Origin of the sequence: Bacillus sp. FSL E2-8868, assembly GCF_038005505.1 — a bacterium.
In the GTDB taxonomy this organism is placed as follows: Bacteria; Bacillota; Bacilli; order Bacillales; family Bacillaceae_G; genus Bacillus_A; species Bacillus_A mycoides.
The window spans coordinates 313,795-329,615 of sequence record NZ_JBBOTI010000003.1; the positions used below are offsets into that span (position 1 = coordinate 313,795).

A 15,821-nucleotide genomic window follows, 5' to 3' on the forward strand; every position below is an offset into this window, starting at 1 on the left:
TTTTAGCAATCAAGCTTATACCCAACACCATAAATTGTCTTAATATACTCCCCGCTCGCGCCGAGTTTCTTCCGAAGCCTTTGCACCATAATATCAACCGCTCTCGTATTTCCGATATACTCAAACCCCCATACCTTCTCTAATAGCTCATCTCTCATGAATACACGCTGCGGATTCGAAACAAACAACTGACATAAATTAAACTCTCGGTACGTTAACTGAATCTCCTGCCCACTCACATGAAGCTTTCGTTCCTTTGGACAAATAAGTAAATCACCAGCCCCAATCACCTCATGATTTAAAGGAACCTCCTTCTTCTTCACGCGCCGCGCCATATTCTTCACCCGAAGAATAAGCTCCGCATAATTAAAAGGCTTCGTCACATAATCATCAGCTCCAAGCTGAAGACCAAGTAACTTATCATTCATCTGACTCTTCGCTGTCAACATAAGCACCGGAATATCACGCTCCTTCTCTCTGAATAAACGTAACAACTCATACCCATCCGTATCAGGAAGCATCACATCTAAAATAAGTACATCCGGCTGCTCATTCCATCTCTCTAAAGCTTCTCTCCCATCAGCCGCCGTCAATACTTCATACCCTTCCATCTCTAACTGCATCCGAATCAAATTACGAATACTCGATTCATCATCTACTACAAGTATTTTCATCATTCTCCTCCTTCCACCCTGTATTATAGTACAGTTTAGTATAGCAAAAATAAAACAAAAAAAGAGAGGGTATTGTCGAACATATTTTGTCGACGATACCCTCTCTCATTTATTATTTAGCCACAAAATAATCCGTTACATATTGTGCCCAAACTTCATGTCCCTTAGCACTTGGGAAACCGAACTCTGTTTGTAAGTACGGTAAAATCGCTTTCGTTGTTGCATCAGGCCAAGCTCCCCAATGATCAACATATGTATAACCATTTTGCGTTGCAAATTGTTTTAAAGCTTCAATCGCTTTCGGATAATTCTTCGCACCATACACTGGGTTTGATGGTTGAATCATAATTGTAGCGCCTTTTGCACTAGTAGAAAGTGCTTGCACAAACTTCTGTGTACTCGCTACAGAATTTCCATTACCAGTTTTTCCGTTGTCGGTAATAAATGGTGGTTCAAATAAAATTACATCCGGATTGTCTTTCGCAATCTCTTTATCGCGTTTATTCGTGATTAATTCCTCTGTACTTTCACCCTTATATTCCTTTAACGTCACATTCCATAACCCTTTACCGTAAGAAGCCTCTAAATTAGCAGTGAACTTAGCTACCCAAGCATCTTTTTCAGATGAAGAAGCTTCATCACCAACAATAACAAGATTTACTGCCTTCTTATCCTGAGCAGCTTTCTTTAACTTCTCTTTCACTGCATCTGGCAAGTTCTTTGCGTATGCTTCATTAAAAGATGACTTTGCATCTTGTTTTTTCTCTTCTTTTTTCTCTTCCTTCTTCGCTCCGCTATCTTTCACTTCAGCCTTTGTTTTCGTTACTTCACTCGTTTGCCCTGTTGCATTCGCAACCTTCTTATTCCAATATAGTTTACCGCTCACAACCGAAGCAATAAACAATACAAAAATAAATAGGACAACTACTGCTTTCTTATTCATCGATTCACCTCATCTATTAATCTCACAATATATAATACTAATATAAATCTACGCAAAAATAAACCCAACTCCTTCCAAAGGAGTTGGGTTTATTACATATTACTTAGCCAATTCAAGATGTGCTTTTAACTTATTCGTTAAATCTTGTTTTGCTGCATCTGGAACATAGTAGTACCAAATACCGTCAGCGGCTTTGTGACCGTCACCTGGGATTTGGATATCCTCACTGTTCTGCAGACAATTCTTATAATTCTTTTGCATATCAAACATTTGATCTTGCGTTAAGTTTGTTTTCACATTCTTTTGAATCGCTGTAAGTACATCACCATAACTGGATAAAGAAGAGAAGCTTGCGCCTTTCTTAATAACAGCCTGCATCACTTGACGTTGACGCATTTGACGACCGAAATCGCCGCGAGGGTCTTCTTTACGCATACGTGTGAATGCTAGTGCTTGGTCACCTGTTAGGTGAATATTTCCTTTTTGGAAGTGCTTCCCTTCAAGAGAGAACTCTAAATCATTATTAACATCGACACCGCCAACTGCATCTACGATATCTTTAAATCCTTCCATATTCACTTCAATATAGTAATTGATAGGAACATTTAAGAATTTTTCTACAGTCGCTACAGACATATCTACGCCACCAAATGCATACGCATGGTTAATCTTATCACTTTTCCCTTTTCCAACGATTTCTGTATATGTATCACGAGGGATACTTACTGTTTTCATTGAATTATTTTTAGGGTTTAACGTGATGACCATTAAAGAATCTGAACGGCCTTTATCTTCACCGCGTTCATCCGCTCCTAGTAATAGGATAGATACAGGCTCAGAATTACTAATTTTTTCTTCTTGTTTATTACCTTGATCACGCTTTAATGGTTTATGAACTTCATCTAATGTTTTTGAAACAGAAGAGTATATATTATAAGCGTAGACTCCTCCACCTATAATTAGTACTCCTATAATCCCTAATATCCAAAATAGGATTTTCTTTTTCATAGTTTTAACCTTCCTTCTTCAGGCGCTACTATCAAATTATTATGATGTCAAAATACATTATACATGCAATTGACTTTTGAAGCCAAAGCATATTGATAACTTGATAAAAATTTCGCACCATTTAACGAATCTTCTAGTTAATAACTTCTTGATACCCATTCTTATTCCCAGATTGCCATCTCCAAGAGTCTGCACACATTTCTTCTAATCCGCGTAGTGCTTCCCATCCTAATTCACGCTTCGCTTTCGATGCATCTGCAAAACATACTGCAACATCACCAGAGCGACGCTCCGTAATTTTATAAGGAACTTCTTTGCCCGAAACCTTTTCAAATGCTTCAACCATTTCCAACACACTATAACCAGTACCTGTACCGAGATTGTATGCATCTATCCCAGTAGTGCCAAGTACCTTTTCAAGCGCCTTTACATGGCCATTTGCTAAGTCTACAACATGAATATAATCACGGACACCTGTGCCATCTTTTGTTGGATAGTCATTTCCAAATACACTTAATTCCTCTAACTTCCCTACTGCTACTTGCGTTACATATGGCATTAAGTTATTTGGAATTCCGTTTGGATCTTCTCCAATACGTCCACTTTCATGTGCACCAAATGGGTTGAAATAACGAAGTAATGCAATACTCCATCCTACATCCGCAAATGCTACGTCACGCATAATTTGTTCAATCATTAATTTCGTTTGACCATATGGATTCGTTGCACTTAATGGAAACTCCTCCGTAATTGGTGATGTTTCTGGAATACCATACACTGTTGCAGACGAACTGAAGATCATCTTCTTCACATCATGCTTCTGCATCACTTCACATAGCATTAGTGTGCTTGTAATGTTGTTATGATAATACGTTAACGGAATTTCTACTGATTCCCCTACAGCCTTAAAGCCTGCAAAGTGAATAACAGCTTCAATTGTATTTTCTTCAAAAATCGTATCAAGTGCTTCTCGATTTAAAATATCTTCTTTATAAAATTTAAACTGTTTTCCTGTTATCTCTGTCACTCGATTTATAGACTCTGCTGAGCTATTCGAAAGATTATCTACTACTATAATTTCGTAACCGTTTTTTAGTAATTCTACGCATGTATGACTACCAATATATCCTGCTCCACCTGTTACAAGTATTGCCATAATTACAAACCTCCCCTTTACTAAGAAGTATCATTACACTAAACACATAGGAATTTTATTTTATAAAAAGCAAACTATATATCCACAAATGTAAATTGTAGCCTCTTATAATTAAAATTAACCAAGTTATTATTAATAAATAACTTGGTTAATAATAACTAGGTTAATAAAAATAATTCTTTTATTTAAAAACAAGCTATTCTTAAAGCTACTTATTTCTTCAAATTAGAATATATATTATAAAACAACCTTTTCTCGAACTATCGCTGGTCTTCCTACTGAATAGTAGTCTACATCAAATTTCTTTACATATTCTAAACCATGACAATTACGTCCATCAAAGATGATAGGTTTTTTCATTAATTCAATATATTTTTCAATAGGGAATGCTTTTATATCATCCCATTCGGTTACAATAAGCGTTACATCCGCATTTGTTACCGCCTCTTCAACAGAAGATACATACTGTACTTCGTTAGGTAATATTTTTCTTGCGTTTTCAATTGCAATTGGGTCATAGGCTACAACTTTCGCTCCCAATTCTACTAAATCACTTGCAATAACAATAGACGCGGCTTCTCTCATATCATCAGTATTTGGTTTAAAAGCTAATCCAAGCATAGCGATTTGCTTGCCTTTTATATCACCTAATATATCCTTCACCTTTTCAACTAGAGATGCTTGTTGGTTGTTATTCACTGTAATAACTGATTTTAACAAGTCAAAATCATGCTCTACATTACCAGCAATTTGTATTAAAGCATGTGTATCTTTCGGAAAACAAGAACCACCATATCCAATACCTGCTTTTAAAAATTGTGTACCGATTCTTTTATCTAATCCCATACCATTTGCCACATGCTCTACATCTGCACCTAATTTTTCGCAAATATTAGCAATTTCATTAATAAAGCTAATCTTTGTCGCTAAAAATGCATTTGCTGCATATTTAATCATTTCAGAACTCTTAATTGATGTTTTAAAAACTGGTACGTTAAATGGTCTGTTTACTTCTTCCATAATATTTGCAGTTTCTGCATCATCCGTGCCAATAACTATTCGATCTCCATAGAAACTATCTTGAATTGCCGAACCTTCTCTTAAAAATTCTGGATTCGATACCATGCTGATTTTTACATCTGCTTTTAAATTTTGATGTATTAAATTTTTCACATGATCATTCGTTCCAACCGGAACTGTACTTTTAATTACTACAATCGTATCCTTTGTAAGGTTGTGCGCAATATCTAATGCAACTTGTTCTATATATTTTAAATTAGCTGAGCCATCTGCTCGCTGTGGTGTACCTACCGCTATATAAATAATATCGGCCTTTTCAACTCCCTGGCGACAGTCTGTTGTAAATAAAAGTCTATTTTCTTTAATATTTTTACTCATTAATTCATCTAAACCAGGTTCATATATCGGTGAAATTCCTTCTTTCATTTTCGCAACTTTACTTTCATCAATATCAATACATGTTACGCGATGCCCAATATCCGATAAACACACTCCTGTTACTAGTCCTACATAACCTGTACCAAAAATAGCAATATTCATTTTATATCCTCCTTAGTTATTAACAAAAAAAAGCCTTTTTGAAAAAAAGACTTTTTAAAACTTATTTAACAAAGTGCTTTACAACTCCGTTTAACGCATAATTTCCAAAACACCAAGCAGATTTCAAAATACTCAATCCTTCGATTTCTCTATATAACTTCCAATTCATTTTAGCCATTTTGAATTTTTTACTAGAAATAGAGTTTTCAACTTTTCTATACTTAGATAAAACTTCATCTAAACCATAGGCATAATGGCCTTGTCTTAATATTTTCAGCCATGTTGCAGTATCCTGACGGGTTCTAATGTTAGGCATTTGTACTTTCCCCAACTTCTCAATATCCAACATAACCGTTAAACATCCAATTATTGTATTTTTTAATAATCCATTATAATTAATTTTCTCTGGCACATGCACAACCTTATCAGTGAGAGTACCATCTTGATTCATAATTTGATAACTAGTAAATGAAAAAGCTATATTATTATTCTGCATAAAAGCTAATTGCTTTTCTAGTTTTTCTGGTAGCCATAAATCATCACTGTCCAAGAATGCTATGTACTTTCCTTTTGCACAATTAATACCAGTATTCCTCGCTATCGCCGCTCCACCATTTTCTTCCAATTCAATTAACCGGATGCGATCGTCTTTTTTTATTTCTTCTTTTATTAATTCACAAGTATTATCTTTTGAAACATCATCTACAATAATCATTTCCCATTTTTTGTAAGTTTGAGATTGAACTGATTGAATTGTTTCTTTAATAAAGGAACTTGCGTTATAAGATGGGGTAACAATTGAAACAAGTGGTTGAAACTCTTTTTTAATCTCCCTTGAATTTACTTCCATTTTAATACTGCTCCTTTAAATCTATTTTGATATTACTGTTTAAAATCTAACAATTCTTTTAAACTTTTTCTAAATGAAGAAATGGGTTTTTCAGTTATAGAAAATTTTCTTAAGAGAAAGACAGTTAACATACATATAGCAGGTATAGTCCCTCTCATCCTCTTAAATAACGGTCCTTTCCCTATAAACGTCCTAGAACTAATTAACTTAGTTTCTGATGTTTTCTTTTTATGGAAAACAATAATTTGATTAATATAAGATACCTTGTATTTCTTTTGTAGCAGATCAGCCAATAATATATTCTCTTCCCCTGATGGATATTGCGCACCTAATCCAAATCGTTCATCAAAATTCAAATTTTCTTTTTTAACCTTATTCAGATTGATAAAGAATTCTATAGATGAGATTTTTAAAACCCCACGAAAGTCTAAAACATCTACTGAATTCTGTCGGTAGGCCTTATAATATTGCTCACTCTCTGGATCAAAAATTTGAAAACTTAGTGCCTCAACATCTCTATTTTCAAATTCTTTCACGACCAATCCAAGCGCATTTTCAGGATACCAACAGTCATCATCTGAAAAAGTTACAATCCCCCCTGTAATATGCTTTATCCCTTCATTTCTAGCAAAGGATAAACCTTTTCTATTTAATTTAATTTGCTTGTACTTAAAGTTACTTAGTGTAAGAATTTTTTCTAATTCATCATGATTACCTTGTGTAACAAAAACTACCTCAAACTCTTTGTATATTTGTTTATTCAAACTAACAATTAGTCTTTTGAACTCTTCTTCTCTCTCCCCTAATGTTGGAAGTATTAAGCTAATTTTATTGTTCACCAGCTACTGTACACCTCTACTTAATAATAGGTTTACCATTATTTTTATTATTGATTTTTTCCACATTCAAACACTTCCATAGTATAGCTAAATATAAAAAGAATGCTTCATTAATTATTACTGATAAAGTCATCATAAGAATAAAGTATCCCACTAATGTCGTAAGTAAATATGGATATTTTTTATACAAACTATTTTTTAATACTGTAAACATTATAAAAAGGCAAAAGATTGTATACAACGTGATACCAATTAATCCTGATTCCGTAAGAACTTCTAGAAAAGTATTATGCATATACATTTCTTTACCATAAAAATACAAATTATATTGTGGGAAGTTAAAAGCCCCGATCCCAAAAACTGGAGAATCTAACATATAACCTAATCCCCTTGACCATAAATCTAAGCGTCCACTTCCTCCATCACTTGTTGTAGAGTTTGCACGCTCAAGTATAATTGACAATAAATCGATGGAGAACCAATTTTCTACTATATAAAAAATAATAGGCGTTATTAATAACGCAATAAAGGATAACTTAAATAATACTTTGGGTTTACTTGTTAGCACATAAATAACCCCTACAAAAAATAGTGCTAAAAATGCTCCTCTTGAAAAAGTCAAAAGGCACGTGGTAACAGATAGCATTAATCCTATCTTGTTCTTCAAACCATCTAAATTATGGATATAAAAACATACAAAAAGCATATTATAAAAGACAAAAAGATTCGGATCACTTAAAAGTCCAACTAATCGGGGCGTATTACGATCCATTAATAAGCCATATACTTCAATTTGATTACCAACAAGATGAAAATTTAAACTCACAATTCCAATTAAGTATAAAATTATACTTATAAGATTAAATAAAATCCCTGCACTAGCTATACTTAATTGAATCTCGTTTATGGAGTAACCATCCAAAATAAACTTAAACATGAAATAACTTCCGAATATAATTATAACTCCCAGTATCATTCTGAAGCTGGCATTTGGAAATTTAGCAATTATCGCAGTACTACTATAATAAAAATAAAACAAAATCATTATTACTTCATATGTATATAATTTATGCATATAAAATCGATGTAAACTAAAAATCAGTACAAAAGCTATAAGAATCATATACGGTTTTAGCGAAAATCCAATATCTAAACTATATCTTCCTAGCATAACTGAAAAGACCAGTAAAAAAAGGAGAACCGTACTTCTTTTTTTATCAACTACTTTCATAATCAAACCTCTACATTTCTTTTCTTTTGAATATACTTCATTAATCTGGCTCTTAGTTCCTTATCTAGTAACACAATTAATGATACTACTGATAATAGATTGATTAGAGCTGCGGTTATAGGAAACGTATTTAAATAAAAAGCTGATGTTAATGTAAAAGCTATAAATACCGAAAAATAAGGTACCATAATTTTTATTATCAATTCTTTTTTATTAGGATTAAACACAATAAATCCTAATAACATAATTATTTCTATAGAAACTGCAGCAGTGGCACCACCTACCACTCCAAATTTAAGACTAAAAACATAATATAAAACTATTCCTAATAATACAGCTAAAAATTGTGTAATAGTACGTTTTGATTGAAGATTTCTTGTCGTTAAACCATCTGCTAAAGGAAAATTAAAACTTTGTAAAAATAACATAAGAGATAAAATTTTCAATCCAATTGCTGCTGCCCCCCACTCTTCACCAAATACAATTTCTACTATGATGTTAGATAAATGAAATAATGGAATACAAAGGCATATGCCCATTAAACCCATTATCTTTACTTGTAAAAAGTTTAATTCTTTATGTTTTATTAAATCTTTTGAATTATAATACCTAAATAAAACTGGATAAAAGGCCCCTGCAACTACCCCTGGAATCTGATATAATGCTGCTGGAATCCTATAAGCAACTGAAAAATTACCTAGTTCATTTAATGATACTGTTTTCTCTAATACTAATGGTCCCAGTTGAGGTAATATCATAATTAATAATCCACTAATAATAAATGCAGGTACTCCAGTTAATAAATTCTTATCAAATTCACTTGAAAAACGCAAAGAATTTTTAGTAAACAACATATATAACCCATATATTCCAGCTATAACATAAGAACATCCATATAAAAATGCAATACTATTAAGGTCAAACTTGCATAGCATTCCTAACACAACAAAGAAAACTGATAATACTGCTGATAACGTCCTAATTTTGGCAATTTGCTTCATTTCTTCTTTAAGTTGAAAATATACTACCGATATACTTTGCATAGATAAACCAATAACAGTTGGCAGTACTAGTAGAAACATTACTTTTGAAAGATTACCTTTACTATAAAGAAAATATATGATAACAGTTGATGCTAATAAAGTGATAATCAGTAACATCACCCTCATTTTAATATAAGTTGACATCACTATAGAATCATCTTTTTTTCCTTTTGAACCTTCTCTTAAAACAACATTACTTAATCCTACATCAGTAAAGTACCCCGCGACCATAGAAAAGGCAACCGCTACACTAAATGCACCGTATTCTTTTGCTCCCAAATAGCTTGCTAAGATAATTATTGAAAAAGCATTAACTGCTCTAGTAAATGCTGTACTAAAAAATAAGTAAAATATATTTTTTATAATTGAACTATTCAAGCATCTTCACCACAATCTTTGTTCTTTTTAAACCAATATAATACTTATTATCTGGCGCCGTCACCTGTAATAACAACTCTAACTGTTTTAATAATAATTTTAAAATCCAAGATTATACTTGCATGATTGATATAATAAACATCTAAGTTTAATTTTTCTTTCGGCGTAACTTCATAACCACCATTTACTTGTGCCCATCCAGTCAATCCTGGTTTGACTTCTAATCTTTTCTTAAATCCAGGTATATCTCTTTCAAATTTCTCCGTAAATATCGGTCTTTCTGGTCTCGGTCCTACAAGAGACATCTCACCCTTTAAAATATTAAATAATTGTGGTAACTCATCAATCCTCGTTTTACGAATAAATAATCCTATTTTTGTAACACGTGGATCATTCTTTTCTGCCCACTTTGCCCCATTTTTTTCTGCATCATTCCGCATGGAGCGTAATTTAATAACTCTAAATCTCTTCCCGTTCAATCCTAATCTTTCTTGTAGGTAAAAAGGAGACCCTGGAGATTCTAAAACAATAAGTATACTAAATATCAATATAACAGGCATCAATACAATTAATCCTACTAAAGAAAACATAAAATCTAATAAATACTTAATTCCTAAAAAGATTTTAGATTGATTACTTTCTACTTGAATAGTTTGAGCATCAGATGTAATTCGATACTCCCTCGCTATATTTTCACCAGTCTTCATATTCCCTCTCCCCTACAATTATTTGATTACTTCTTTATGTACTAGTTCATCCATATATTCCATGAGTTGTTCTTTCAATTCTTCATTTTGAAGTGCCATCTCAATCGTCGTCTTAATAAACCCAAACTTCTCTCCAACATCATAACGAGTTCCTTCAAAGTCATACGCAAACACTCGTTGAATTTCATTTAAACGCTGAATCGCATCTGTTAATTGAATTTCTCCACCTGCACCTGTTTGTTGATTCTCAAGAAACATAAAAATTTCTGGTGTTAATACGTAACGGCCCATAATTGCTAAATTCGATGGTGCCGTGCCTTCTTCTGGTTTCTCTACAAATTGACGTACTTGATAACGACGATTATTTTGTTCAACTGGATCAATGATGCCGTAACGATGTGTCTCATTTTCTGGTACTGTTTGTACACCGATTACAGATGATTGTGTACCTTCATATTGATCCATCAACTGACGTAAACAAGGTGTTTCAGCCTGTACAATATCATCACCCAGTAATACCGCGAATGGCTCGTTTCCAATAAATTTACGTGCGCACCATACTGCATGTCCTAACCCTTTTGGTTCTTTTTGTCTTATGTAATGAATGTTAATTTTTGAAGAAGCTTGTACTTTCTCAAGCATTTCGTGCTTCCCTTTTTCTAAAAGGTTTTGTTCTAACTCAAAAGAATGATCAAAATGATCTTCAATTGCACGTTTTCCTTTTCCAGTAACAATAATAATATCTTCAATCCCTGATTCTATCGCTTCTTCTACTATGTATTGAATTGTTGGTTTATCGACGATAGGTAACATTTCTTTCGGCATTGCTTTCGTTGCTGGTAAAAACCTTGTCCCAAGACCAGCAGCGGGTATAATTGCTTTTCTGACTTTTTTCAAATCTAGTCCCCCCAAAAGAACATTGTTTCATCTATATGTAGCAATAACAAAAACCCTACCTATAAAGTCATTTTTATAACTCCATAGGTAGAGTTTCTAATAGAACTAAATTTATGGGCATCCAACCCATCCTCACGCCATACTCCCGACGACAAGCGTCTAAGGTAGGTTCGAAATAAAAATTTCTACCCACAGCACGACCGAGTGCCCCCATTGATAATGGTTAGGAGACATCACCCAAACTCTTCAATTAAAAAATACCAAACAATTTTTTACGACGAATTTGTTCTGGATCTTCTTTATAAATTGCTTTTCCGCTAATTAATAAATACGGATTCTCTTTTAAATCACTCATAACGTTCATTCCGAATTCTTTTCCGATTAATTCGTAACTTTCCGCTAGATGAAATCCTCTTGATGTTGTGTTATGTGCATCTGACGCGATCATATGCGTTAAATTATGTTCAACAAGTTGTAGTGAGAATTTTTTTATCTTTTTGCCGAACTTCCCCAGCAAACTTCCTGCCGTCACTTGTGTTAATGCACCCTTACTTACAAGGCTGTATAACTTATCTGGCCGCTCGATTAACTCGGCATTGCGTTCTGGATGAACGATAATTGGGATCATTCCTTTAACACGTAGTTCATATAATAGTTGCTCTGCATAGCGAGGTACGTGATTGGATGGAAACTCAATTAATATGTATTTATTCGTTTCGTTTAAAGTAACGATTTTACTAGCTTCATAGTCTTCTAATAAATCACCATATAACCTGACCTCTTGCCCTGGTAAAATTTTCAGTGGAATTTCATTTTGTTGTAGTTCATCATTTAGTTGTTTTACTTGATGAATAATTGAAGTACTTTCATTTGTATATTTCCCGTTTTGATGGTGTGGTGTTGCGACGATTGTATGTATTCCTTCTTGGACAGCCTTTTGTGCCATGGCCAGACTATCTGTTACTGTTTGTGCACCATCATCGATGCCAGGTAAAATGTGACAATGTAAATCAATCATTTGTTTCATCCTCCCTCTCTCATATAAAAATCTTTTTTCCTTTGAATATGAGTTATCTCATATTCAAAGGAAAAAAGGAGATATGTTCTTGCCATATCTCACTTTTTAATTAGTTCGCACCGTAGTAATAATATAAGCCTTGCTCACGTTCACGATCGTTTAGAACAACGCCTAACAATTTACCTTTTGCAGATTCTAATAATCCTTTTGCTTTTACCGCTGTTTCTTTTTCTGTCGATTCACTACGAACGACAAGAATAGATGCATCACATACATTCGCCATAATTTGTGCGTCTGTTACAGCTAAAATTGGCGGTAAATCAAAAATAACTAAATCGTACATACTATACGCTTGCCCAAGAAGTTCTTTCATCGATTTCGAACCTAACAATTCCGCCGGATTTGGTGGGATTGGACCACACGCTAAAAAGTGTAAATTATCAACTAATGTCGTTTGTACACACTTCTCTAACCGTTCACTATGTGATAATACATTCGTTAATCCGAAAATATTATCAACTTGGAACATTTGATGCATCGCTGGTTTACGCATATCTGCATCAATTAATAATACTTTCTTTCCTTGTTGAGCAAAAACAACTGCCATATTCGCTGTTGTCGTCGTTTTCCCTTCACTTGGGTTAGCAGACGTTACCATTAACGAATGTAAATTCGTATCAACAGATGCAAATTCGATATTCGTTCGAATATTACGATATTGTTCTGAAATTGGTGATTTCGGTTGTTGATGAGCAATTAATTGACGACGTTGACGATGATTTTGTTTCTTTTTAAATAAACTATTAAGAGCCAATTGTTTGTCCCCTCACTTTTCTTGATGATGGAGCATGTGATTTCACGCTTGCTGTTTCTTCATCCATACGTGCTACAATACCTAACACCGGTAAGCCCAGTAAGCTTTCTACATCTTCTTCTTTTTTCACTGTGTTATCTAAGTATTCTAGTAAGAATGCAAGACCAACTGAAGCCATTAATCCAACAACGAAAGCAATTACTACGTTTAACATCGGGCGTGGTTTAATTGGAGATTGATTTTCCGCAACTTCTGCTTTTGACAATACAGTTACGTTATCAACATTCATAATTTTTGCAACTTCACCTTTAAATACATCTGCTGTTGCATTTGCAATATCACGAGCTAACTTCGGATTTTTATCCTCCGCTGTAACAGAAATGACCTGTGAGTCTTTTTCGTTTGCAACATTAATCTTTCCTGTTAAAGCTTGTGCAGTCATATTTAAATGTAATTTTTCATTCACTTGGTCTAAGACTACTGGACTTTTAATAATGACCTTATATGTATTCGTTAATTGAATATTTGTTTGAATTTCACCAGCTTGAATCATTGCACCTTCTTGCTTTTTCTGGTTAACAAGAATTTGCGTTGAAGATTGGTAGATTGGTGTCATGAAGAAGAAGCTAATGATAGCACTTACAATAGCTGCACCAAAGGCGATTACGAGGATCATTGCTAAACGTTTTTTTAAAATATAAAATAACTCTTTTAAACTAATTGTTTCTTCCATAAGTCCCTCCAACTTTCTAAAATTTGCACATAAGAAAAATTATAACATATAATCTTACATTTTTTTATTTTAGTCATATCTATGTTCTTTTGTTATTTGAAAACATATATAATCTTACAAAATAATCTTAAATATGACAACACATTCCATCAATTTTACAAAATTCCTATTATATCATTTTTTTTATATAATTAAATATATAATTTTAAAATAATTCAAAAAAACTGGTAACAACACTTACCAGCTTTAAAAATTACTATTTTACACATTATTTTCTAATAATATCCATATTGTTTTTGTTCTTCCTTTTTATCATTTAAAACGACGCCAAGTAGTTTTCCAGATGCTTTATCTAATATTTGTTTCGCCTTTATCAGTTTATCTTTTTCTGTTTTTTCACTACGAGCTACTAATACAACTCCATCGCATTTGTTTGCAAGTATTTGCGCGTCTGTAACCGCCAGCACAGGAGGCGTATCGATTAGAATGACGTCGAACATCTTATATGCCTCTAAAAGCATTTCGTCCATTTTACGGTATCCTAGTAGTTCTGCAGGGTTTGGCGGAATTGGGCCTGCTGGCATGACATATACATTATCTATATCTGTTTTTTGAATACATTGCATAAACGAAGCCTGTCCTGATAATAAATTTGTTAAACCATTTGGATTGTGAACCGCAAATAAGTTTTGTAATGTCGGCTTACGTAAGTCCGCCCCAATTAACAATACTTTTTTCCCTTGTTGACCGAAAACAACTGCTAGATTAGAAATAGTCGTTGTTTTCCCGTCTCCTGGATCTGCTGAAGTGACAATAATAGAACGAATATGGTTATCTACAGATGTAAATTCAATGTTCGTACGAATGTTACGGTATTGTTCTGTAATACGTGATTTAGGCTCTTTATGTGTAATTAATTGTCGTAATGGTTTTCTTTTCTTTCTTCCGAACATGTTCTAGTCTCCTTTTTCAAAATGCGACCTTTTCCCTTTTTCTCTTTTATGCTCGATATGCTACGCCTATTTTTCATTTACTTCTACCGTTAAATTTCCCCATTACTTTCCTCTACAGTTCATCATAACGAATCATAATAACCTTTGTCCTATCTCATAACCTCTATAATGTGACAACGACATCTCTATTTTTGTCGCACTATCATTTATCTTAATTTCAAGATATTCACATCGCTATTATATACAAACTTCCATTCATTTACAATTAAAATTCTGATTACTCTGCATTTTAATATTTCAAACAAAAAATATAGTAATTAAAAAAATCCTTCTGCATATTACAGAAGGATTTTTTTAATTACTATCTATTCTTTCTTATCACCAATTGCAAATGTAATTTCAGCTTCGCATGCAACTTCGCCATCTACTGTTGCGATTGCTTTTCCTTTTCCGATTGGGCCACGTACGCGCGTCATTTCTACTTCTAAACGAAGTTGATCACCTGGGCGCACTTGTTTTTTGAAGCGGCAGTTGTCGATGCCTGCGAAGAAAGCAAGTCTCCCGCGGTTTTCTTCTTTCTTTAATACAGCAACTGCACCAACTTGCGCTAATGCTTCTACAATAAGTACACCAGGCATAACTGCATAATCTGGGAAGTGCCCATTAAAGAACTCCTCGTTTGCAGATACATTTTTAATTCCAACCGCTCTTTTTCCCTCATCCACTTCTAATATTTTATCAACAAGTAAAAACGGATAGCGGTGTGGAATGATTTCTTTAATTTGTTCTATATTTAGCATGTAACAATCGCCCCTTTTGTAATATTGGTCTTACCACTTGGACATATTGTTATTATCCCATTTTGTTTATTATTTGTCATTATAAAGTGAAACTTTAATCAGTGGGGGGTCCATCCCCCACTGATTATTAGTTGAACCAATCAGGCTTTTACGGGCAGTTGATCTCCCACCTAACTCCCTTGCATTCGCCGAATTTTGAGGCGGGAGTCTTACTGCC

General features: G+C 33.7%; 16 protein-coding genes. All 16 read right to left on the bottom strand.

What is annotated here, in order from left to right:
- Positions 1-2: 2 nt before the first annotated feature.
- Positions 3-674: a response regulator transcription factor gene (locus tag NSS74_RS22745; RefSeq protein WP_002166430.1), complete on the bottom strand. Its 672-nt coding sequence runs from the start codon at positions 672-674 to the stop codon at positions 3-5.
- A 112-nt stretch (positions 675-786) separates the two neighbouring features.
- The gene (locus NSS74_RS22750) at positions 787-1,617 is read right to left on the bottom strand and encodes an SGNH/GDSL hydrolase family protein (protein ID WP_340814373.1); all 831 of its coding nucleotides are present in this window, start codon (positions 1,615-1,617) and stop codon (positions 787-789) included.
- 99 nt (positions 1,618-1,716) lie between these two features.
- Positions 1,717-2,625 (bottom strand): polyisoprenyl-teichoic acid--peptidoglycan teichoic acid transferase TagU, encoded by a 909-nt coding sequence (tagU, locus tag NSS74_RS22755; RefSeq protein ID WP_445661830.1) that lies wholly within the window; start codon positions 2,623-2,625, stop codon positions 1,717-1,719.
- Between the two features lie 133 nt (positions 2,626-2,758).
- Complete coding sequence (gene galE / locus NSS74_RS22760) at positions 2,759-3,781, bottom strand: UDP-glucose 4-epimerase GalE (protein ID WP_340814374.1); 1,023 nt, start codon at positions 3,779-3,781, stop codon at positions 2,759-2,761.
- Positions 3,782-4,018: 237 nt separating this feature from the next.
- Entirely contained in the window at positions 4,019-5,341 is a 1,323-nt protein-coding gene (locus NSS74_RS22765; protein WP_147740010.1) for a UDP-glucose dehydrogenase family protein, read from the bottom strand.
- A gap of 61 nt (positions 5,342-5,402) precedes the next feature.
- The gene (locus NSS74_RS22770; protein WP_088291057.1) at positions 5,403-6,191 is read right to left on the bottom strand and encodes a glycosyltransferase family 2 protein; all 789 of its coding nucleotides are present in this window, start codon (positions 6,189-6,191) and stop codon (positions 5,403-5,405) included.
- Between the two features lie 32 nt (positions 6,192-6,223).
- The gene (locus tag NSS74_RS22775; protein WP_340814375.1) at positions 6,224-7,030 is read right to left on the bottom strand and encodes a glycosyltransferase; all 807 of its coding nucleotides are present in this window, start codon (positions 7,028-7,030) and stop codon (positions 6,224-6,226) included.
- Positions 7,031-7,046: 16 nt separating this feature from the next.
- Positions 7,047-8,261, bottom strand: a complete 1,215-nt coding sequence (locus NSS74_RS22780; RefSeq protein ID WP_088291055.1) for an O-antigen ligase family protein — start codon at positions 8,259-8,261, stop codon at positions 7,047-7,049.
- 2 nt (positions 8,262-8,263) lie between these two features.
- Positions 8,264-9,682: a flippase gene (locus NSS74_RS22785; RefSeq protein WP_088291054.1), complete on the bottom strand. Its 1,419-nt coding sequence runs from the start codon at positions 9,680-9,682 to the stop codon at positions 8,264-8,266.
- Positions 9,683-9,729: 47 nt separating this feature from the next.
- Positions 9,730-10,389 (bottom strand): sugar transferase, encoded by a 660-nt coding sequence (locus NSS74_RS22790; protein ID WP_340814377.1) that lies wholly within the window; start codon positions 10,387-10,389, stop codon positions 9,730-9,732.
- Between the two features lie 18 nt (positions 10,390-10,407).
- A complete protein-coding gene (gene bpsC / locus NSS74_RS22795; RefSeq protein WP_131246486.1) occupies positions 10,408-11,286 on the bottom strand; it encodes a UTP--glucose-1-phosphate uridylyltransferase BpsC in 879 nt (292 codons plus the stop codon).
- 250 nt (positions 11,287-11,536) lie between these two features.
- Entirely contained in the window at positions 11,537-12,304 is a 768-nt protein-coding gene (locus tag NSS74_RS22800) for a tyrosine-protein phosphatase (protein ID WP_088291051.1), read from the bottom strand.
- A 109-nt stretch (positions 12,305-12,413) separates the two neighbouring features.
- Positions 12,414-13,118, bottom strand: coding sequence for a CpsD/CapB family tyrosine-protein kinase (locus NSS74_RS22805; RefSeq protein ID WP_340814378.1), 705 nt, complete (start codon positions 13,116-13,118; stop codon positions 12,414-12,416).
- Complete coding sequence (locus NSS74_RS22810; RefSeq protein WP_340814379.1) at positions 13,108-13,851, bottom strand: YveK family protein; 744 nt, start codon at positions 13,849-13,851, stop codon at positions 13,108-13,110. Before NSS74_RS22810 ends, NSS74_RS22805 begins: the two co-directional genes overlap by 11 nt.
- A 275-nt stretch (positions 13,852-14,126) precedes the next feature.
- Entirely contained in the window at positions 14,127-14,804 is a 678-nt protein-coding gene (locus NSS74_RS22815) for a CpsD/CapB family tyrosine-protein kinase (protein WP_002143847.1), read from the bottom strand.
- A gap of 365 nt (positions 14,805-15,169) precedes the next feature.
- Complete coding sequence (gene fabZ, locus NSS74_RS22820) at positions 15,170-15,604, bottom strand: 3-hydroxyacyl-ACP dehydratase FabZ (RefSeq protein WP_000931959.1); 435 nt, start codon at positions 15,602-15,604, stop codon at positions 15,170-15,172.
- Positions 15,605-15,821: the final 217 nt, after the last annotated feature.

Coding starts and splice junctions, on each gene's coding strand:
- NSS74_RS22745 (WP_002166430.1), bottom strand. CDS start 674: ATGAAAATACTTGTAGTAGATGATGAATCGAGTATTCGTAATTTGATT.
- NSS74_RS22750 (WP_340814373.1), bottom strand. CDS start 1,617: ATGAATAAGAAAGCAGTAGTTGTCCTATTTATTTTTGTATTGTTTATT.
- tagU (WP_445661830.1), bottom strand. CDS start 2,625: ATGAAAAAGAAAATCCTATTTTGGATATTAGGGATTATAGGAGTACTA.
- galE (WP_340814374.1), bottom strand. CDS start 3,781: ATGGCAATACTTGTAACAGGTGGAGCAGGATATATTGGTAGTCATACA.
- NSS74_RS22765 (WP_147740010.1), bottom strand. CDS start 5,341: ATGAATATTGCTATTTTTGGTACAGGTTATGTAGGACTAGTAACAGGA.
- NSS74_RS22770 (WP_088291057.1), bottom strand. CDS start 6,191: ATGGAAGTAAATTCAAGGGAGATTAAAAAAGAGTTTCAACCACTTGTT.
- NSS74_RS22780 (WP_088291055.1), bottom strand. CDS start 8,261: ATGAAAGTAGTTGATAAAAAAAGAAGTACGGTTCTCCTTTTTTTACTG.
- NSS74_RS22790 (WP_340814377.1), bottom strand. CDS start 10,389: ATGAAGACTGGTGAAAATATAGCGAGGGAGTATCGAATTACATCTGAT.
- NSS74_RS22800 (WP_088291051.1), bottom strand. CDS start 12,304: ATGATTGATTTACATTGTCACATTTTACCTGGCATCGATGATGGTGCA.
- NSS74_RS22810 (WP_340814379.1), bottom strand. CDS start 13,851: ATGGAAGAAACAATTAGTTTAAAAGAGTTATTTTATATTTTAAAAAAA.
- NSS74_RS22815 (WP_002143847.1), bottom strand. CDS start 14,804: ATGTTCGGAAGAAAGAAAAGAAAACCATTACGACAATTAATTACACAT.
- fabZ (WP_000931959.1), bottom strand. CDS start 15,604: ATGCTAAATATAGAACAAATTAAAGAAATCATTCCACACCGCTATCCG.